This window comes from Nisaea sp. (assembly GCF_965216895.1).
Taxonomy (GTDB): Bacteria; Pseudomonadota; Alphaproteobacteria; order Thalassobaculales; family Thalassobaculaceae; genus Nisaea.
This window is the reverse complement of sequence record NZ_OZ244205.1, coordinates 1,917,868-1,936,161: the sequence shown is the minus strand read 5'-3', so window position 1 is coordinate 1,936,161 and position 18,294 is coordinate 1,917,868. Positions and strand designations below refer to the sequence as shown.

20 protein-coding genes are annotated in these 18,294 nt (G+C 63.8%); 18 read left to right on the top strand and 2 right to left on the bottom strand.

Annotated elements, in window-relative coordinates:
- Positions 1-3: 3 nt before the first annotated feature.
- Positions 4-480, top strand: coding sequence for an Lrp/AsnC family transcriptional regulator (locus ACOOE1_RS09270; protein ID WP_420406065.1), 477 nt, complete (start codon positions 4-6; stop codon positions 478-480).
- A 106-nt stretch (positions 481-586) separates the two neighbouring features.
- Positions 587-1,960, top strand: a complete 1,374-nt coding sequence (locus ACOOE1_RS09265) for an aspartate aminotransferase family protein (protein ID WP_420406064.1) — start codon at positions 587-589, stop codon at positions 1,958-1,960.
- Positions 1,961-2,003: 43 nt separating this feature from the next.
- Here the strand turns inward: ACOOE1_RS09265 and ACOOE1_RS09260 are convergent, their stop codons facing one another.
- Positions 2,004-2,996 (bottom strand): DMT family transporter, encoded by a 993-nt coding sequence (locus ACOOE1_RS09260; protein ID WP_420406063.1) that lies wholly within the window; start codon positions 2,994-2,996, stop codon positions 2,004-2,006.
- Positions 2,997-3,317: 321 nt separating this feature from the next.
- Here ACOOE1_RS09260 and ACOOE1_RS09255 point away from each other — a divergent pair, with 321 nt between their 5' ends.
- From ACOOE1_RS09255 to ACOOE1_RS09225, 7 genes are all read left to right on the top strand, one after another.
- Positions 3,318-4,061: an aspartate/glutamate racemase family protein gene (locus ACOOE1_RS09255; RefSeq protein ID WP_420406062.1), complete on the top strand. Its 744-nt coding sequence runs from the start codon at positions 3,318-3,320 to the stop codon at positions 4,059-4,061.
- A complete protein-coding gene (locus tag ACOOE1_RS09250; protein WP_420406061.1) occupies positions 4,061-4,906 on the top strand; it encodes a GNAT family N-acetyltransferase in 846 nt (281 codons plus the stop codon). The genes ACOOE1_RS09255 and ACOOE1_RS09250 overlap by 1 nt, the downstream gene beginning before the upstream one ends.
- Positions 4,907-5,020: 114 nt before the next feature.
- Complete coding sequence (locus ACOOE1_RS09245; RefSeq protein WP_420406060.1) at positions 5,021-5,683, top strand: aspartate/glutamate racemase family protein; 663 nt, start codon at positions 5,021-5,023, stop codon at positions 5,681-5,683.
- Between the two features lies 1 nt (position 5,684).
- On the top strand, positions 5,685-6,602 hold the full coding sequence (locus ACOOE1_RS09240) for a polysaccharide deacetylase family protein (protein ID WP_420406059.1): 918 nt from the start codon (positions 5,685-5,687) through the stop codon (positions 6,600-6,602).
- Between the two features lie 260 nt (positions 6,603-6,862).
- Positions 6,863-7,843 carry a TRAP transporter substrate-binding protein gene (locus ACOOE1_RS09235; protein WP_420406058.1) on the top strand — a complete coding sequence of 327 codons (981 nt, stop codon included), beginning with the start codon at positions 6,863-6,865 and terminating at the stop codon, positions 7,841-7,843.
- Between the two features lie 83 nt (positions 7,844-7,926).
- Entirely contained in the window at positions 7,927-8,451 is a 525-nt protein-coding gene (locus ACOOE1_RS09230; protein ID WP_420406057.1) for a TRAP transporter small permease, read from the top strand.
- Complete coding sequence (locus ACOOE1_RS09225) at positions 8,451-9,758, top strand: TRAP transporter large permease (RefSeq protein ID WP_420406056.1); 1,308 nt, start codon at positions 8,451-8,453, stop codon at positions 9,756-9,758. The genes ACOOE1_RS09230 and ACOOE1_RS09225 overlap by 1 nt, the downstream gene beginning before the upstream one ends.
- Before the next feature lie 6 nt (positions 9,759-9,764).
- On the opposite strand, the gene ACOOE1_RS09220 is transcribed toward ACOOE1_RS09225, so the two are convergent.
- The gene (locus ACOOE1_RS09220; RefSeq protein WP_420406055.1) at positions 9,765-10,244 is read right to left on the bottom strand and encodes a MarR family winged helix-turn-helix transcriptional regulator; all 480 of its coding nucleotides are present in this window, start codon (positions 10,242-10,244) and stop codon (positions 9,765-9,767) included.
- Positions 10,245-10,375: 131 nt separating this feature from the next.
- Between ACOOE1_RS09220 and ACOOE1_RS09215 the strand changes: the two genes are divergently transcribed.
- The 9 genes from ACOOE1_RS09215 to ACOOE1_RS09175 all read left to right on the top strand — a co-directional run bounded on the left by ACOOE1_RS09215 (position 10,376) and on the right by ACOOE1_RS09175 (position 18,287).
- Positions 10,376-11,557 carry a 3-hydroxybenzoate 6-monooxygenase gene (locus ACOOE1_RS09215; protein ID WP_420406054.1) on the top strand — a complete coding sequence of 394 codons (1,182 nt, stop codon included), beginning with the start codon at positions 10,376-10,378 and terminating at the stop codon, positions 11,555-11,557.
- 14 nt (positions 11,558-11,571) lie between these two features.
- Positions 11,572-12,684 (top strand): cupin domain-containing protein, encoded by a 1,113-nt coding sequence (locus tag ACOOE1_RS09210; RefSeq protein WP_420406053.1) that lies wholly within the window; start codon positions 11,572-11,574, stop codon positions 12,682-12,684.
- Between the two features lie 124 nt (positions 12,685-12,808).
- Positions 12,809-13,255 (top strand): hypothetical protein, encoded by a 447-nt coding sequence (locus ACOOE1_RS09205; RefSeq protein ID WP_420406052.1) that lies wholly within the window; start codon positions 12,809-12,811, stop codon positions 13,253-13,255.
- A gap of 27 nt (positions 13,256-13,282) precedes the next feature.
- Entirely contained in the window at positions 13,283-13,975 is a 693-nt protein-coding gene (locus tag ACOOE1_RS09200; protein ID WP_420406051.1) for a MotA/TolQ/ExbB proton channel family protein, read from the top strand.
- A 6-nt stretch (positions 13,976-13,981) separates the two neighbouring features.
- Positions 13,982-14,386: an ExbD/TolR family protein gene (locus ACOOE1_RS09195; RefSeq protein ID WP_420406050.1), complete on the top strand. Its 405-nt coding sequence runs from the start codon at positions 13,982-13,984 to the stop codon at positions 14,384-14,386.
- Positions 14,387-14,389: 3 nt separating this feature from the next.
- The gene (locus tag ACOOE1_RS09190; RefSeq protein WP_420406049.1) at positions 14,390-14,791 is read left to right on the top strand and encodes an ExbD/TolR family protein; all 402 of its coding nucleotides are present in this window, start codon (positions 14,390-14,392) and stop codon (positions 14,789-14,791) included.
- The gene (locus ACOOE1_RS09185; protein WP_420406048.1) at positions 14,788-15,822 is read left to right on the top strand and encodes a TonB family protein; all 1,035 of its coding nucleotides are present in this window, start codon (positions 14,788-14,790) and stop codon (positions 15,820-15,822) included. The genes ACOOE1_RS09190 and ACOOE1_RS09185 overlap by 4 nt, the downstream gene beginning before the upstream one ends.
- 153 nt (positions 15,823-15,975) lie before the next feature.
- Positions 15,976-16,170 (top strand): hemin uptake protein HemP, encoded by a 195-nt coding sequence (hemP, locus tag ACOOE1_RS09180; RefSeq protein ID WP_420406047.1) that lies wholly within the window; start codon positions 15,976-15,978, stop codon positions 16,168-16,170.
- A 98-nt stretch (positions 16,171-16,268) separates the two neighbouring features.
- On the top strand, positions 16,269-18,287 hold the full coding sequence (locus ACOOE1_RS09175; RefSeq protein ID WP_420406046.1) for a TonB-dependent receptor domain-containing protein: 2,019 nt from the start codon (positions 16,269-16,271) through the stop codon (positions 18,285-18,287).
- Positions 18,288-18,294: the final 7 nt, after the last annotated feature.

Below are 18,294 nucleotides of genomic sequence, written 5' to 3'. Positions count from 1 at the left end.
GGAATGCTGAAACTAGATGCCCGGGACCTGAAGATTCTCGCCATCCTGCAGGAAGAGGGGCGGATCTCGAAGTCGGAGCTGGCAAAGCGGGTCAATCTCTCGAATACACCCTGCTGGGAGCGGCTGCAGCGGCTCGAAGCCGCGGGCATCGTGCGCGGATACGGTGCCCGGATCGCGCTCGAGGCCCTGGCGGAGCATGTCACCATTTTCGTCACCGCCGAGCTGGAAAACCACCGGCGCGGCGATTTCGGCCGCTTCGAGGAGATCGTGGCGCAGGAGAAGGAGATCGTCGCCTGCTGGGCGCTCGGCGGCGGGCTCGACTATCTCTTCCAGGTAGTGACCCGCAACGTCGGCTCCTACCAGGAGCTGATCGACCGGTTGCTCGGGAGCGACGCCGGGCTGAAGCGTTACTTTACCTATGTCGTGACCAAGGAGGTGAAGCACGGTGGCGTGCCGCTGGAGATTTTCCGGACCCTCTGACGGCGAAAATCTCTCTGCCGAACAGGCGGATTTCAGACAGATTCTCTTCGCCCTTCGGCTCTAACGTGTGGCCTGACCGCGATCCATACCGCGAAAGGACACAGCCATGCTCACCAATGACCAGCTCGCCCAGTGGGACCGGGAGAATTTCTTCCACCCTTCGACTCATCTCGCCCAGCATGCCCGCGGAGAGACCGCGTCGCGCATCATCACCGGCGGGTCCGGCGTCTATATCGAGGATCGCGACGGCAAGCGCCTGCTCGACGCATTCGCCGGGCTCTATTGCGTAAATGTCGGCTACGGCCGCTCCGAGATCACCGACGCCATTGCTGCGCAGGCTAAGGAACTGGCCTATTACCACGCTTATGTCGGGCACGGCACCGAGGCTTCGATCAGGCTCTCGAAGTTGGTGCTCGACCGTGCGCCGAAGAACATGTCCAAGGTCTATTTCGGCCTCGGCGGCTCGGACGCCAACGAAACCAACATCAAGCTGGTCTGGTACTACAACAACGTGCTCGGCCGGCCGGAAAAGAAGAAAATCATCTCGCGCTGGCGCGGTTATCACGGCTCCGGGCTGATGACCGGCTCGCTCACCGGCCTCGAGCTGTTTCACAAGAAGTTCGACCTGCCCTTCGCGCAGGTCATCCATACTGAAGCACCGTACTATTTCCGGCGACCGGATCTCGGTCAGAGCGAGGCCGAGTTCACGGCCCATTGCGTGGCGGAACTGGAGGCGCTGATCGAGCGCGAGGGCGCGGACACCATCGCCGCCTTCATCGGCGAACCGGTACTCGGCACCGGCGGAATCGTGCCGCCGCCGGCCGGTTATTGGGAGGCGGTCCAGGCGGTGCTGAAGAAGCACGACATCCTGCTGATCGCCGACGAGGTGGTGACCGGCTTCGGTCGTCTCGGCTCAATGATGGGCACGACCCACTATGGTATCGAGGCCGACATCATCACCATCGCCAAGGGTCTGACCTCGGCCTATGCGCCGCTCTCGGGCTCGATCGTCTCGGACAATGTCTGGAAGGTCTTGGAGAAAGGTACCGATGAACTCGGGCCGATCGGCCATGGCTGGACCTATTCGGCGCATCCGATCGGGGCCGCCGCGGGAGTGGCAAACCTGGAACTGATCGATTCGCTCGGTCTGGTCGGCAACGCGAAGGAAACGGGTGCCTATTTCAATGAGGCGCTCAAGGACGCGCTCGGCGGTCACGCGCAGGTCGGCGACGTGCGCGGCGAGGGCTTGCTGGCGGCGGTCGAGTTCGTCGAAGACAAGGACAGTCGCAGTTTCTTCGACCCGGCGAAGAAGATCGGTCCGGCCGTCGCGACGGCGCTGCTTGCCGAAGGGGTGATCGCACGGGCCATGCCGCAGGGTGACATTCTCGGCTTTGCGCCGCCGCTCTGCCTCGCCCGGGACGAGGCCGATGCCATCGTCGGCTCGACCGTTAAGGCGGTGAAGAGCGTCCTCGGCGGGTAAGCGGACACAGGGTCGTCCGGCGCCAGCAGGCGCCGGACGGGAATCATTTTCCCCGTTCCGCCGCGCGTTTCTCCGCCCTGACCGTATAGAGCGACGTCGCGATGATCAGGGCGGCGCCGGCGACCGTCTCGAGATCCGGCACCTCGGCGAAGACGAGGAAGCCGATCAGCACGGCATAGAGCAGGCGGGTATAGTCCATCGGCGCGACAGCCGAGGCTTCGCCTTCCTTGAAGCCCTGGATGTTCATCAGCTGGCCGATCACCGAGAATATCCCGATCGCGCCCATGAGCAGCCATTGTTCCAGCGTGGGAGTGACCCAGTAGTAGATCGTCGGCGGGACCATCAGGAGGCCGACCATGATCGCCTGGTAGCTCAGGATGGTGACGGACCGGTCGGAGCGCGAGAGCTTGCGGATGATCACCATGACCGCGGCGGCCGCTGCGGCGCCGATGACGGCCATCACCGAGTAGATGTTGAATCCGGCCGGCCCCGGCTGGACCATGATCAGCACGCCGGCAAAACCGAGCAGCACCGCCAGCCAGCGCCGTAGCCCGGCAATCTCTTGCAACACGAAGAGCGCGAAAATGGTGACGAAGAGGCTCTTCGCGAAACCGAGCGCGGTTGCTTCGGCGAGGGGCAGGTGAACGACTGCGGTGAAACCGCAGATCATGGCGATCAGCGCCAGCACCACGCGGGCGGCGTGCAGGGATACGTGCCGCGTCTTCAGGATGTCCGGAAAGCCGGAGATCAGGACCGGCAGCACCATGCAGGTCATGACGATCTGCCGGAACAGCAGAATCTGGACCACCGGCAGGGCCTGGCCGATCGCCTTGATCAAGGCCACCATGACACTGAAGAACAGGCTCGCCATCGCGATCCAGAGCGCGCCCCGGACATTTCCGGGTAGCGCCCTGAAGGGCGTGGCGACCGGTTCCAGGATCTTGTCCACGAAGCGGGAAAGCCGATCGAGTGTCCGGATGAGCGGAGAGAGAATGGCCGGCTTCCCGGCGCCGTCTTTGTCTGGTTCGCTGACCAAGTTCCAGGTCCTTGAAGGTGCGCGCCACCAAATATCGCGCGCAGGCGCCAGGGCGCCGGCGGGGATGCTCGTTGTCAGAAAGCGCAAGATTTTCGCAGACCGGACGGATGGCTGTCCACCGCCGCCCGGCCATCGGTCTGTTTCCCGGGCGCCATCAACAGGGCCGGGTGTGACGGTGGCGGCGGGCCGTGCTGCTTGGTCCGGCATCATGGCTCTTTCCCTCGCCGTGATCGGTGCTAGCCTGTCGGCCGTTCCGCTCGTCCGCGGGCGCCAGGGGCGCCACGGTTCGGATGCGAACACGGGAATGGTCTGAGGGATTTCATGAAGATTCTGGTCATCAATCCGAACACCACCGCCTCGATGACGGACAAGATCCGCGAAACGGCAATCTCCGTGGCGGCGCCGGGGACCGAGATTGTCGCGCTCAATCCGGCCGACGGGCCGGTCAGCATCGAGGGGCACTACGACGAGGCCTATTGCGTGCCCGGACTTCTCATGGAGGCGAAGAAAGGAGCGGCATCGGGCGCCGACGCGCTGGTGATCGCCTGTTTCGACGATCCCGGCCTCGAGGCCTGCCGAGAGGTGCTGGAGATCCCGGTGATCGGCATCTGCGAGGCTGCGATGGCGGCGGCATCCATGGTCGGGCACGGCTTTTCGGTGGTCACCACCCTGCCGCGGGCGGTGCCGATCATCGAGGCGCTGTCCTTCAAATATGGCTTCGAACGGCAGTGCCGCGGAGTGCGTTCGGCCGCGATTCCCGTGTTGGCGCTCGAGCAAGAGGATGGCGGCGGGGCGGCGAAAGTCCGCCAGGAGGTCATCGCCGCGATCGAGGAGGATGGCGCCGAAGCCGTATTGCTCGGTTGCGCCGGCATGACCGATCTCGCAGACGCCCTGACCAGGGAAACGGGAGTCCCCGTCATCGACGGCGTCGCGGCGGCGGTGAAATTCGCCGAGGCCCTCGCCGGTCTCGGAGTGAAGACCTGTAAACGACGGGCGTATGAGGCACCTCGGGCAAAGAAATACTCGGGTGCTTTCGCCTTTGCGGCTCCAGAGGACAAATCCTGATGATTGACAATTATGCAATCCGGCCGATGACGGCCGCCGATATCGACGATGCGGTCTCGTGGGCGGCGGCGGAGGGCTGGAATCCCGGGGATCGGGACGCCCAATGTTTCGCCAGCATCGATCCGGCGGGATTCATCGGCGGTTTTCTCGACGGACGGATGATCGCCTCGATTTCGGTGGTGAATTACGACGCGGCCTTCTCCTTTCTCGGCTTCTATATCGTACGGCCGGAATATCGCGGGAAGGGCTACGGCTATCGACTCTGGCAGGAAGGCATGGTCCATGCGGGCGACCGCTTGGTCGGCCTCGACGGCGTGGTGGCGGAGCAGGAAAACTACAAACGTTCCGGCTTCGAATTGGCCTATCGCAATATCCGCTACGGCGGGACCCCGACTCTGCCGGCGGCACATCCGGGGTTGGAAATCCGCGCGGTGACGGCCCCGGACGACGCGCTCAAGGCCTTTGACCGGACGGCATTTCCTGTGGCCCGCACGGCTTTTCTCGATGCCTGGCTTGGGACGCGCGGGCACGCGGCTTTTGCGGCCTACAGGGATGGGGAATTCGCCGGATATGCGGTGGTCCGGCCTTGCGTCAACGGGGTGAAGATCGGCCCGCTCTTCGCGCTCGATTCCGACGTGGCCGGCGCGCTTACCGTCGCCGCCGTCGGCGCGGTCGGGGCGAACGAAATCTTCCTGGACGTTCCCGAACCGAATGCGAAGGCGGTGGCGCTCGCCGAGGGGCTGGGACTTTCCCCGGTCTTCGAAACCGCCCGGATGTATCGCGGGCCGGCCCCCGATATCGATCTCTCCCGGATTTTCGGCGTCACCTCGTTCGAGTTGGGCTGAGCAACGCCGGTGCGTGCGCAGAGCTGATTCCACCCTTCCGATCGGAAAACTGCCTATAAGATCCGGTCCGTCGAAATTCATTCCAGAAGCACCCCGCTCACGGAGGACGAGTTTATGGCAACCGAGCAACGCATTCTGCTGATCAATCCGAACGCGACGGAATATGTCACCGAGCGCATGGCCGTAGCCGCGCGCGAGGAACTCGGTGCCGCCTGGCATGTCGAGGAGATGACCAATGCCGGCGCGCCGTCGATCATCACCGACGATGCCGGCTTGGAGCTTGCGACCAATCTGATGGTCGAAGCCTTCGAGAAGGGCCGTGATCCGCTGGACGGCGTGATCGTTGCGGCGTTCGGCGACCCGGCGCTCCAGGAATTGAAATCAATGCTTCCGGTCCCGGTCGTCGGGATCGCGGAGAGCGGGATGCTGGAAGCCGCCGAGTACGGCAATTTCGCAATCGTCACGCCGACGCCTGACCTGTTCGACGCGATCAACGGACTGGCCGAGCGCTATGGCGTGCGCAGCAAGCTCGCGGCCCAGCTGACGACCGAGACCGACGCCTATGTCCTGATGAGCCAGCCGGAAGCGCTGGTGGCCACCCTGAGGGGGATGATCGAGGAGGCGGTCGCAGACGGAGGAGTGGATGCGGTCGTGATCGGGGGCGGTCCGCTCGCCGATGCCGCGAGAGAGCTTGCCGCCAGCAATCCGCCCTGTCCGATCGTCGGGCCGGTACCGGCCGCGGCCCGCCGGATCCGCAAGATGATCGAGGGCGCGTGAGATGAGCGGGCGAGACTTTCTCGGCTACGGCCGGACCCCGCCGCATGCCGAATGGCCCGGCGGGGCCCGGCTCGCCGTGTCCTTCGTGGTCAATGTCGAGGAGGGGGCCGAGTATTCCGTCAGCCTCGGCGATGCGCGGAACGAGGATGTCTACGAAATCGTCGAGAGGGTCGAGGGCGCGCCGGATCCCTGCAAGGACACCCATTTCGAGTACGGTACCCGTGCGGGCTACTGGCGCGTCATGGAGTTGCTTGAGCGCTACGGCGTGAAGGCTTATGCGAACTGCTGTGCCCGCGCCCTGACCTTGTCGCCCTGGATGGCGGAGGACCTGGTCGCGCGCGGGCACGAGATCGGCTGCCATTCCTATCTCTGGGAGCGTCATGCCGGGATGGAGGAGTCGCGGGAGAGGGAGATCATCGCGAGTTGCGTGAGGGATATCGAAGCCGTTGCGGGCGTGCGCCCGCTCGGTTGGCACACCCGCTCGGCGCCGAGCCCGAACACCCGCCGCCTGCTCGTCGAGGAGGGGGGCTTCCTCTATGACAGCGATGCCTATAATGACGACCTGCCCTTCATCACCGAAGTCGACGGCAAGAGCCACGTGGTCGTGCCATACGGTTTCGACACCAACGACATGCGCTTTCAGCGGGGTGGCGGTTTCGTCTTCGCCGAGGATTTCGCTCGCTATTGCAACGATGCGATCGACTGGCTCTGGGCCGAGGGGGCGAGGCGGCCGAAGATGCTGACCATCGGTTTGCACCTCCGCATCATCGGCCGGCCAGGCCGGATTGCCGGTCTCGAGTCCGTGCTGCGGCACCTCGCTGGACTGGACGGGATCTGGTACGCCCGGCGGGACGAGATAGCGCATCATTGGCGGCGGCTCGGAGGTCTGCCAGAATGGCGGCAGGGAAAGGGTGCCTGAGGGGGTGACTGCCCGGTATGCGATCAGTTTGAAGCCGGATGTGCTCAGAATGTGAGCAGTGAACATTATCCGGCGACGCTTGGCGGATCTTGGAACGGCTTGATTCCAAAGACAAAATGTCGGGTGCATTCTGGTCTCTATCTTGCAGATGAACCGCAGGCGCGTGTTTGGACCGCTCTCTTGCGGGTTCCGGACTCCTCGACGCTCTCTTCCTTCCAGGCGGTTCCTCGCCGCCAAGAATCAAAGAACAGGAGTGGCAAATGGGTAATCTAAAGACTTTCCTGGCATCGGCCGTCATTGGCGCCGGCATGCTGGCCTCGGCCGGCTCGGCCCAGGCGGTGGAATGGATCATGGCCTCCGGCTATCCGGACAGCAACTTCCACACCAAGAACATCAAGGCTTTCATCGAGGACGTGAAGGCGACCACGTCGGTCGACATTCAGCTGAACTCGAATGACAGCCTGATCAAGTTGGACGCGATCAAGACGGCGCTGCAGCGCGGCCAGATTCCGATCGGCGAAATCCGCCTCGGCGTCTATGGCAACGAGGACCCGATGTACGTCCTCGCCGGTTTGCCCTTCATCGCGTCGACCTATGCCGAGGCCTGGCTGCTGAAGGATCTGCAGAAGGAATATTTCGACAAGATCTTCGATGAGGCAGGCCTGAAGATTCTCTATTACACGCCGTGGCCGGGCCAAGGTTTCTACACCAAGTTCCCGGTCACCAAGACCGCGGATTTCGCGGGCAAGAAGCTGCGGATCTACTCGACCGCGACCCAGAAAATGGGCGAAATGCTCGGCTTTGACGCCACCATCCTGCCGTTCGCGGAAATCCCGCAGGCTTTCTCCACCGGCCTGATCGAGGCACTCTTCACCTCGCCGCAGACCGGCATCGACATCCAAGCCTGGGACAATACCAGCAACTTCACCTATGCCGGCGCGATCTTCTCCAAGAACGCGGTCGTGGTGAGCAAGCAGTATTTCGACGCGCTCTCGGCAGAGGACAAGGCGGGCATCCTCGCCGCTGCCGAGAAGGCAGAGCTGCGCGGTTGGGAAATGAGCGCCCAGACCACCGCGGACCAGATTGGCGTTCTGAAGAAGAACGGCATGGAAACGGCCAACGCGCCGGACGAGGTGGTCGTGAAGATGAAGGAAATCGGCAGGGAGATGATGAAAGGCTGGCGCGAAGGCGCGAGCCCGGAAGCGAAGGCGATCCTCGATCGCTATCTTGCCCTGCAATAACCCTCTGAATGCGGCGGCCATCCGGCTCGGGTGGCCGTCGTTTCTTCCGACCCTCTGCGATTGATCTTCGGGGACATTTCATGGTGGCGCGACGTATTCTCGACGGCCTCTATCTCTGGAGCGGCTATCTCGCGGCCCTGTTTCTGGTGGCGATCGCCCTTACCATCATCGCCCAGATCATCGGCCGGTTCTTCGGTGTCGCGATCGATTCTACGGAAAGCGCCGGCTTCAGCCTGGCCGCTTCCACCTTTCTCGGCCTCGCCTATACCTTTCGCCACGACGGCCATATCCGCGTCACGCTGCTGATCCGGCACGCCTCCGGACCGTTCGGCACGCTGGCCGAGCTCTGGGGGGTCGGCTTCTGTGCCGCCGCGATGGCCTATCTGACCTACTGGAGTTTCGATCTCGTCTACTTCTCCTATGTCTTCGGCGATATCAGTCCCGGGTTGCTGGCGATCCCGTTCTGGATCCCGCGCTCGGCGATGGCCGTAGGGTCCCTGATCCTGACCATTGCGCTGGTGGACGAACTCGTCGGCATCCTGCGCGGCCGGACCCCGAGTTACGTCGCCAATTCCTCGGCACTCTTCAAGGGGGAGGGAGACGACTGATGGACGCCGGTGTCATCTCAGCCATTCTCTTCATCCTGATGCTCGGCCTGCTGGCGTCGGGCATCTGGGTCGCCCCGGCGCTGCTTGCCGTCGGCTTCTTCGCACTCGAGTTCTTCTCTCCCGCGCCGGCCGGTTCGCTGCTTGCCAGCACGGTCTGGGATGCGAGCTGGAACTGGGCGCTGACAGCGCTGCCGCTCTTTGTCTGGATGGGTGAGATCCTGTTCCGCACGCGGCTCTCGTCCGACATGTTCAACGGGCTTTCGCCCTGGCTCGCGCGGCTGCCGGGCGGGCTGCTGCACGTCAATATCGTCGGTTGCGGTGTTATGGCGGCGGTCGCCGGCTCCAGCGCGGTGACCTGCGCCACCGTTGGCCGGATGAGCATTCCGGAACTCAAGAAGCGTGGCTACGACGAGAAGCTGTCCATCGGCACGTTGGCCGGATCCGGCACGCTGGGACTGCTGATCCCGCCCTCGATTATGCTGATCGTCTATGGCGTGATCGCGCAGCAGTCGATCTCCCGCATGTTCATCGCCGGCGTGATCCCCGGCATCCTGATCATCTCGATCTTCATGACCTATGTCGCGATCCGCGCGCTGCTCAATCCGGAGCTGGCGCCGCCGGAGAAAGAGCGTCTCACCTTCATGCAGAAGGTGAAGGCGTCACGCCTGCTTTTCCCGGTCGTGCTGCTGATCTTCTGCGTCATCGGCTCGATCTATGGCGGCTTCGCGACGCCGACCGAGGCGGCGACGATCGGCGTGCTCGGCGCGCTTGGTCTCGCCTGGTGGTCCAAATCGCTGAACTGGGCGTCCTTCATGGAGAGCCTGATGGGGGCGGTCCGCACCTCCTGCATGATCGCTTTTATCCTCGCGGGTGCCGCCTTCCTCTCGATCGCCATGGGGTTCACCGGTGTGCCGCGGGTACTTGCGGGGTATGTCGACGCCTGGAACCTCTCGCCGGCAATGCTGCTTGTCCTGCTGACGGTGCTCTACATCTTCCTCGGTTGTTTTCTCGACGGGGTTTCGATGATGGTGCTGACTGCCGCGGTGGTGCTGCCGATGGTCGAGAGCGCCGGGATCGACCTGATATGGTTCGGCATCTTTACGGTGATCGTGGTGGAGATGGCGCAGATCACCCCGCCGGTGGGTTTCAACCTCTTCGTGCTGCAGGGCATGACCGGGCGCGACATCCTTCAGGTGACGAAGGCTTCGGTGCCGTTCTTCTTCCTGATGCTGCTCGGCATCCTGATCATCGGGATTTTCCCGGAGCTGGTGACCTGGCCGGTCGAGTACATGATCCGCAAGAACTGACGAGGGTCAGGCGGCGGAGGAGGATGCCGGCAGAGCAAGGGGAACGCGGCTGCGCGCGTTTCCCGTTTCGGCAAGCTTGGCTGCGAGACGGAGGAATTCCGCCCGCTCCGCGGGGGTGAGCCCGTCCACGATTTGATCCTGAATCTCCCGCACGAGCGGCGAGACAACGTCTAGAAGTGCGGTCCCATCCGCGGTCAGGAAGAGTTCCCGTGCCCGGCGGTCCTTTCCGCTGACGCGCCGGGCCACCCATCCGCGCGCGACCAGCCGTTCGAGGACACTGCCCATGGTGGCGCGATCATAGGCAATGAGGCCGGCCAGTGTCGCCTGGTCGATCCCGGGATGGTACGCGAGCGCGGCCATGGCCGCGTACTGCACCTGGGTAAGGTCGCAGCCTTCCGCCTTCATCCGGTCCTGGAACACCGAAACAGAGATCTGGTTCAGGCGCCGGATCAGGTGACCAATCATGCCGTGGATCTCGAGCGTCATCTCGGCTCTCCGGTTGGCATCAGATAGTAAGCATACTTATCAACTTGACCTCGGAACGCAACGCGTATTCAGTTTCCGGGACGCCAATACCATGAGCGGCCGCATAGAATACGGCAGGCGAGGGAGGAGCGATGGCGGACCGACCCATTCTGATCGCCGGGGGCGGCATCGGCGGGCTCGCGGCTGCGGCGGGCCTGGCGCAGAAGGGTTTCGCCTCGGTCGTGCTGGAGCAGGCGGTCGAACTTGGCGAAATCGGCGCCGGTATCCAGATCGGTCCGAACGGTTTTCATTCCTTCGATGCGCTGGGTGTCGGGGATGCCGCGCGGGCGGAGGCGGTCTATATCGACGCGCTCCGCCTGATGGATGCCAAGGGGGGCGGCGAGATTGCGCAGATTCCGCTCGGTGAGGATTTTCGCCGGCACATGGGAAACCCCTATGCGGTTGTGCACCGGGCCGACCTGCACAAGGTGCTGCTGGATTATTGCGTGGCGAGCCCGCTGGTCGATCTCCGCACCAGTCATAAAGCACTCGGGTACGATCAGGACGGAAGCAGCGTCACGCTGAAGCTGCAGGACCGCGATCCGGTCACAGGCAGCGCGCTGATCGGTGCCGAGGGCCTGCGTTCGCCGGTCCGGGCCCAGCTTGTCGGCGACGGTGAGCCGCGGATTTCCGGCCACACCACCTACCGTTCCGTGATCCCGACTGAGCGGATGCCGGAGGATCTGCGCTGGAACGCGGCAACGCTCTGGGCCGGGCCGAAATGCCATATCGTCCACTACCCGCTGAAGGGCTGGAAGCTCTTCAACCTGGTGGTGACCTACCACCGGGACCTGCAGGAGGCGATTTCCGGGTGTCCGGTCTCGAAGCAGGAAGTGGCCGAAGGTTTCGAGCATATCCACCCGCGGGCCCGCCAGATCATCGAGCATGGCGAGAACTGGAAGCTCTGGGTGCTCTGCGACCGCGACCCTGTCGACACGTGGGTCGACGGGCGCGTCGCGCTGCTCGGCGATGCCGCCCATCCGATGCTGCAATACTTCGCCCAGGGCGCCTGCATGGCGATGGAGGACGCGGTCTGCCTCGCTCATTGCATGGAGAGCCACGACGAAATCGAGACCGCACTCGACACCTACCGTGCCCTGCGGCTGCCGCGCACCACCCGCGTCCAGGTCAGCAGCCGCCTGATCGGCGATTACATTTATCACCCGGACGGCGCCATCGCGGCGGCCCGGAACCAGATCATGTCGAGCCGGACGCCGGAGGAATGGTACGACCGGCTGCACTGGCTCTATGGCTCGAACGGATTGCAGAACTGAGAGGAAACGAGGCTATGGGACCGGACAAGGACAAGGCGGAGGCTCCGCACGGCATGCAACCCGAGGACACGCCGGAACTGCGTGCGCTCTACAAGGGCTTCGCGGAAGAATCGCTGCTGCCGCTCTGGACCCAGCGCGCCGACCTGATGCCTGCGAGCCCTTCGCCGAAGGCGGTGCCGCATGTCTGGAAATGGTCGAAGCTGCTGCCGCTGGCAAAGAAATCCGGCGAACTGGTGCCGGTCGGCCGTGGCGGAGAACGGCGCGCCATCGGGCTCGCCAATCCCGGGCTCGGCGGCAATGCCTATGTCAGTCCGACCATGTGGGCCGCAATCCAGTATCTCGGCCCCAGAGAAACCGCTCCGGAGCACCGCCATTCCCAGAATGCCTTCCGTTTCGTGGTGGAAGGCGAGGGGGTCTGGACCGTGGTGAACGGCGACCCGGTGCGGATGAGCCGGGGTGACCTGCTGCTGACGCCTGGCTGGCATTTCCACGGTCACCAGAACGTCACCGACCAGCCGATGGCCTGGATCGACGGGCTCGATATCCCCTTCTCGCAGCAGAACGATGTCGGCTTCTTCGAATTCGGCCCCGAGAAGGTGAGCGACAGCTCGACGCCGGAATTCTCCCGCGGCGAGCGGCTCTGGTGCCATCCGGGACTGCGACCGCTCTCGCGCCTGCAAGCGACGCCGAGCTCGCCGATCGGCGCTTATCGCTGGGAACATACCGACCGCGCGCTCTCCGAGCAGCTGAAGCTGGAAGACGAAGGCTATGACGTCACCGTCGAGAAGGGCCATGCGGCGGTCCGCTACGTGAACCCGACCACCGCCGGCGACGTCATGTCGACCATACGCACGGAGTTTCATCGTCTCCGCGAAGGGAGCGCCACGGCGCCGCGCCGCGAGGTCGGCTCCTCCGTATTCCAGGTGTTCGACGGCATGGGGGCGGCGGTGCTGAACGGCACCGAGCACAGGCTGGAGAAGGGCGACATGTTTGTCGTGCCATCCTGGACCCAGTGGTCGCTGCAGGCGGAAACCGACTTTGATCTTTTCCGCTTTTCCGACGCCCCGATCATGGAACGGCTGAACTTCGCCCGCTCTGAAGTCGGCGGCGTTGTCGAGCCGCGCTGACCCGAAAACAGACGGACGGCGGGGCGCCGAGAGTGGTTGCATTCACAAAGCGCTTCCTTTACCAACGCTTCATGTCAATAATGCGAATGACTCGCATTTCATTGTTTAGCATGAAGGTGTGCTTATGGCCCCTTGGCGCTTCTACAGGATCGTCCTCGCCGCGCTGACAGCCGCAGTGCTTCCGCTCTCGCATGGAGTGGCGGACGCGGCGGAAAAGCGGCTGCTGGTCGAACTCAACAAGATCGAGCCGACCGGCGAGGATTGCCGGACCACCTGGGTTCTCAACAACGCGACGGCGACCGATCTGGTGCGCCTCAAGCTCGACATCGTGGCCTTCGATAAAGACGGCATCGTCGCCCGCCGTGTCGGGGCCGAACTCGGGCCGATCCGCCGCGAGCATACGCGGGTCAAGCTCTTCGACCTGAAATCCATCGATTGCCGCAATGTCGGCCGGATGCTGATGAACGGCGTGCTGGCCTGCGACGCCGAAGGCGCGGACGCCGTCTCGCCGGATCATTGCGCGGACAGTCTCGATACAGCCACCCGGACGACGGTTCCCTTCACCCAGTGACCGATTGCCGGTCCCAGGAGAAATGCAATGACGTCAGCTATCGAACAGGTGCAGGTGTTCATGGAGGCAGGCGGCCCGATCATGTATCTGCTCGCGCTCATGTCCCTGCTCGCGACGACAGTGTTCGTGTCCAAGCTGGTTCAGTTCCTCATGCTGCGCCTGTGGGGTGGCAGCGACCGGGAAGAAGCGCTGGGGTTGTGGCGCTCCGGCCAGGGCCGGGCCGCCGTCGCGCTGCTTGAGGGTGGCGGACATCCCGCGGCTGCGATCGCCAGATATGCGATGCAGCTCCGGCTCAGCCGGGAGCTGAACGATGCGGAGACGCGCGAGGAAGTGGAGCGCGTCGCCGGTCTCTTTCTCGACCGACTTTCCTCCGGCCTGCGCCTGCTCGCGGCGATCGCCATGCTGAGCCCCCTGATCGGGCTTCTGGGCACGGTGATCGGCATGATAGACGCCTTCCAGGCGCTTGAAGCTGCGGGGAACAAGGTCGATCCGTCGATCCTTTCGGGTGGTATCTGGGTCGCCCTGCTGACCACGGCGGCCGGGCTGGTCGTCGCCATACCCGCGACCGCCGCGCACCAGCTGCTCGACGGCATTGTCGAACGGGCCGGGCGGGCAATGGAAGACGCGGCGACGCAGGTTTTCACAGCCGCCCCCGGCCTCGCCCAGGACAGAGCTGCGCGCCGTGTCCCGGCGGCGGCCGTCCTGCAGGGCGCGGAGTAGGCAGCGATGCGTCTCGCAGCGCGGAGACGGCGCCCGGCGGCAGAGATTTCCCTGACGCCGCTGATCGATGTCGTCTTCATTCTCCTGGTGTTCTTCATGCTGGCCTCCAGCTTCCTCGACTGGCGCGCCATCGGTTTGCAGACGGCGAAACTCGGTGGTGCCGGCAGGGCGGCGGAGGGCTCGATGCTGGTAAAACTCAAGGCCGACGGCGGTTTTCTCGTTTCTGGCGAGAACATGGATCACGCCGGCTTCGCCGAGCGCCTGGCGGCTCTGGCAGGACGCGAGACGAAACCGAAAATCGTGCTCGAATCAGAGCGCGGCGTGCCGTTGCAGGCGGTGGTCGACACGATCGACCAGGCGGCAGCGCAGGGGCTGACGGAGGTCACGCTCGCCAGCCGGCCGGAGCACTGAGCGATGCGTCTCGTCAAACCGAAACGGAAATCCGCCGCCGAGAACGTGCTGCCCCTGATCAACGTGGTCTTCCTGCTGCTGATCTTCTTCATGTTGGCCGGCGCGCTGGAAAAGGCGGACCTGCTCGATATCCAGCCGCCAGAAACCCTCGGTACGGAACTGCCGGACGACACGACAGCGATTCTTCTGGTCGATGATGACGGCACCCTTTCGTTCCGCGAGGAGATTGTCCGGCGCGACCAGATCGTCGCCCGGCTTCAGACCTACTTCGCGGAGCACCCGGACGGGCGGCTGAAGCTGAAAGCGGATGCGCAGAGCGACGCGGCGGAGGTCATTGCGCTGATCGACGAGCTTCGGGCGGTTGGCCTGAAGGAGCTGGGACTGCTGGCGACGGGGGCGTCATGAACGCGACGGTCGAACGGCGCGGCGACATTTCCTGCAAGATGACCGGCTTCGCGGTCGCAGTGCTGCTGCATGGCGTGGTGGTCTGGTCCATGACCATGTTCCAGGATCCGGCGACAAGCGCGTTCGACACCGGGTCGGGCGGGCTCACCGTCATGATCGGCGAGGCGGGCGGTGCGCAGGAGATCGGCGCGGTCGCCGCGGCGCAGGCCGAAGGTGTTCTCGAAGGCGCAGCGGAGGAAGTCGCACTCGAGCAGGCACCTCCGGTCGAGAGCGTTCCGGTCCCCGAGGTCACGGAAACGGTCGCGCAGGTGGCCGCGGAGCCGCCTGTCGAGACGGTGACCCCGGAACCGGTGACGGCGGAACCCGTCGAGGCGGTGGAGCCGGTCGCCGAACCGGTTGAGCCGGAGCCGGTCGTGACGGAAGCGGTCGACGTTCCCGCAATCGAAGCGGAGACGGTTGAGACCGTCACTGCACTGGCACCGGTGCCGAGGCCCCGCCCGGAGCCGGCGCCGAAGTTCGAGATGGACGCAGCTCCGGAGCAGCCGCGTCAGGCCGAGCCGGTGAAGCCCGCGGAAACGGAGGTTGCGGAGGCCGATCCGGTACCCGACGCGAAACCTGCGGACGTTCGGACCTTTGAACAGCGAAGGGCGGGCGGTGCTTTCAGTTCGGAGGCCTCTTCGCCAACCCGTTCGAGCGTGGCCGGCACCTTGCAGGCAGCCTCGGGCGGCGGCGGGGCGGCAGGCGCCCGCAATTCCTATCTGGCTTCGCTTCAGAGCTGGCTCGAGCGGCACAAGAAATATCCACGCGCGGCGCGCCTCCGGCGTTATGAGGGAACCGTCCAGTTCCGTTTCCTGATCGATCGCGCCGGCAGCGTGCTCGAGCGCTCGATCGTCGCGAGTTCCGGCAGGGGGATTCTGGACAAAGCGGTTCTCGAACTTCTGAAGCGGGCCGATCCGATGCCCTCGATGCCGCCCGAGATCGACGGCGCGACACTTGAGCTGACCACATCGATCGATTTCAGATTGCGCTGACGGGGGGCCGGGACGGACGCGCCAGTCAGTCATTTGAATTTTACTAATGAGAATGATTTGCAATTACGTGAACAATGAATTATGACACTGGTCAACAAGGCGGCGGGAAATGCCGCTTCGCGTGATCTGGGACGAGCAGGAGTAGCCGAGTTGTTGGCGGGGACACCCTCGGACAAGCAGGAAGACGGGGTGACCGCTTCCGTTTCGCAATCGGATGGTTCGGAGGAGAAGACCCGAATCCATGTGAGCGACCTGATGGGCAACGGCCGCGAGGTCTTTCTCATCTTCAACGGCGCCGAGTACCGGCTGCGTGTCACCAACAACAACAAGCTCATCCTGACGAAATAATCCGGTCACCGGGGCGGCGTCCCGGTCCGTATCATCAGCCACCCAGCCTTTTCGCTAGGCAGCTAACCATCAGCGACCTTCTGACGAAGAGGCTTTGAATGCGTGTTTACATCGCTGTGGCGGCATGTATCGCCACTGCCGTGGCCCTGCCGGCTGATGCCGAGGAGGCCACTCAACTCGACCGGATCGTGATTTCCGCCGGCAAGGAAAAAGTGGCCATCGAGACCCCGCAATCGGTGTCCGTGGTTGATCAGGAAGATCTCGAGGCGGCGCAGCCGACCACGATCGGCGACGTGCTGACCGATCTGCCCGGCGTGAAGGCTATCGGCTCCGAGCGGGTGCTTGGCGAGAGCTTCAACATCCGCGGCATCGGCTCTCTGGGTTCCGCCGACGAAAACCGGCTGATCGTCCGCGTGGACGGCGCGACCAAGTTCCACGAGCAGTATCGGATGGGGTCCTTTTTCTCGGATCCGGAACTCTACAAGGGGGTCGAAGTGCTGCGTGGTCCGGCGTCCTCGACACTCTACGGTGCCGGTGCACTCGGCGGGGTGATCGATGTCACGACCAAGGATGCTGCCGACTATCTGAAGGGCGACGACAAATACGCCTTCCGGCAAAAGTTCGAGGCTCATGACAATGAAGCCGGTTTCCTGACTTCGAGCATCGCTGCCGCACGGCCGGTGGAAGGCCTCGATCTCCTCGGGGCCTTCAACTATCGCCGGGCGGGAGAATACCAGGACGGTGACGGCAATGCCGTTACCGGCTCGGATTTCGAGGCGCCGTCAGGTCTGCTGAAAGGAACCTATCGGTTCGGTGCGGACATGGAGCACAAGCTCCGCGCCTCCTATCAGCACTGGGAAACCGAGGACAAGAACGACAATTATTCCCAGACCAACACCTCGCTCAATTTCGGCTATATCGACCGGGAGGTGCGCGATCAGACTGCGGTGCTGAGCTATGACTACCAGCCGTCTGACAACCCGCTGGTCGATCTGGAGGTCTATGGCGCCTATTCGAACACCGAAGTCGATCAATACAATTCCACGCTGAAGGATATCAGCACCTCTCAGCTCTTCCAGGACACCTTCTACGCCTACGAAACCTTCCAGGCCCGGGTCGAGAACACCGCGTCCTTCAGCGGCGAGTCCTTCGAGAACTATCTGATCACCGGGGTCAGTACCGCCTTTCAGACCCGCACGGCGGATACTCCGGTCAGTTCGGTCAACTCAACCGGGGGGATCGACTTCCATCCTGGCGGCGAGACCGAGCAGTACGGCGTCTATGTTCAGGACGAACTGGTTCTCTGGGACAAGCTGACCCTGATCCCCGGGGTCCGGCTGGACTACCAGTCGATCACGCCGGCGAGCAGTGTGAGTTACAGCGAGGAGGTCGTCGAGAATACCGCGCTTTCCCCGAAACTGGCGGCGCACTACCAGATGAACCGGAACTGGGGTGTGTTCGGGTCGGTCTCCTATACGGAGCGGCTGCCGGTGCTGGACGAACTGTTCGACGCGAGAAGCGGCAATCTCAATCTCGACCCGGAACAGTCCTTCAACGTCGAGGGCGGGGTCGCCGCGTCCTTCCGCGATGTCGCGACGGAAAACGATGCCTTCACGGCAAAGACAACGCTGTTCCGCAACGAGGTCGAAAACCTGATCGAGCGCGCGAATACCCAGTCGACCTTCTACAATGTCGGTCAGGCTGAGATCGCCGGCGTCGAGTTCGAGGCGGCCTACGAATCCGCCTATTTCTTCTCGCGCGCGGCCTACACCGTGATCCGCGGCGAGAACACCGAGACCGACGAGGACCTCAACTCGATCCCTGCCGACGAGCTCGTCCTGACCCTTGGCGGCCGTCTCCCGGATCAGGACCTGACTTTCGGCTGGCGTGGCGTCTTCGCCGCCGGCCAGGACAAGGTCTCCGGGACCACCCTGACCTCCGACGGGTACGCGGTGCACAACCTGTTCGCCAGCTGGAAACCGTCCGAGGGGGTGATGAGCGGGACCGAGATGCGATTCGGTGTCGAGAACCTGCTCGACAAGAACTATCGCGAGCATCTTTCAGGCGACAGCGCCGCCGGCCGCACTTTCCGGGTCACGCTTGCACACCAGTTCTGAGGAGGAA

Bases quoted from the DNA above. Each gene is read 5' to 3' on its own strand.
- ACOOE1_RS09240 (WP_420406059.1), top strand. From the start codon at position 5,685: ATGAGCGGGCGAGACTTTCTCGGCTACGGCCGGACCCCGCCGCATGCC.
- ACOOE1_RS09200 (WP_420406051.1), top strand. From the start codon at position 13,283: ATGACGTCAGCTATCGAACAGGTGCAGGTGTTCATGGAGGCAGGCGGC.
- ACOOE1_RS09210 (WP_420406053.1), top strand. From the start codon at position 11,572: ATGGGACCGGACAAGGACAAGGCGGAGGCTCCGCACGGCATGCAACCC.
- ACOOE1_RS09270 (WP_420406065.1), top strand. From the start codon at position 4: ATGCTGAAACTAGATGCCCGGGACCTGAAGATTCTCGCCATCCTGCAG.
- ACOOE1_RS09195 (WP_420406050.1), top strand. From the start codon at position 13,982: ATGCGTCTCGCAGCGCGGAGACGGCGCCCGGCGGCAGAGATTTCCCTG.
- ACOOE1_RS09225 (WP_420406056.1), top strand. From the start codon at position 8,451: ATGGACGCCGGTGTCATCTCAGCCATTCTCTTCATCCTGATGCTCGGC.
- ACOOE1_RS09185 (WP_420406048.1), top strand. From the start codon at position 14,788: ATGAACGCGACGGTCGAACGGCGCGGCGACATTTCCTGCAAGATGACC.
- ACOOE1_RS09250 (WP_420406061.1), top strand. From the start codon at position 4,061: ATGATTGACAATTATGCAATCCGGCCGATGACGGCCGCCGATATCGAC.
- ACOOE1_RS09245 (WP_420406060.1), top strand. From the start codon at position 5,021: ATGGCAACCGAGCAACGCATTCTGCTGATCAATCCGAACGCGACGGAA.
- ACOOE1_RS09255 (WP_420406062.1), top strand. From the start codon at position 3,318: ATGAAGATTCTGGTCATCAATCCGAACACCACCGCCTCGATGACGGAC.
- ACOOE1_RS09220 (WP_420406055.1), bottom strand. From the start codon at position 10,244: ATGACGCTCGAGATCCACGGCATGATTGGTCACCTGATCCGGCGCCTG.
- ACOOE1_RS09190 (WP_420406049.1), top strand. From the start codon at position 14,390: ATGCGTCTCGTCAAACCGAAACGGAAATCCGCCGCCGAGAACGTGCTG.
- ACOOE1_RS09205 (WP_420406052.1), top strand. From the start codon at position 12,809: ATGGCCCCTTGGCGCTTCTACAGGATCGTCCTCGCCGCGCTGACAGCC.
- ACOOE1_RS09215 (WP_420406054.1), top strand. From the start codon at position 10,376: ATGGCGGACCGACCCATTCTGATCGCCGGGGGCGGCATCGGCGGGCTC.
- ACOOE1_RS09265 (WP_420406064.1), top strand. From the start codon at position 587: ATGCTCACCAATGACCAGCTCGCCCAGTGGGACCGGGAGAATTTCTTC.
- ACOOE1_RS09175 (WP_420406046.1), top strand. From the start codon at position 16,269: ATGCGTGTTTACATCGCTGTGGCGGCATGTATCGCCACTGCCGTGGCC.
- ACOOE1_RS09235 (WP_420406058.1), top strand. From the start codon at position 6,863: ATGGGTAATCTAAAGACTTTCCTGGCATCGGCCGTCATTGGCGCCGGC.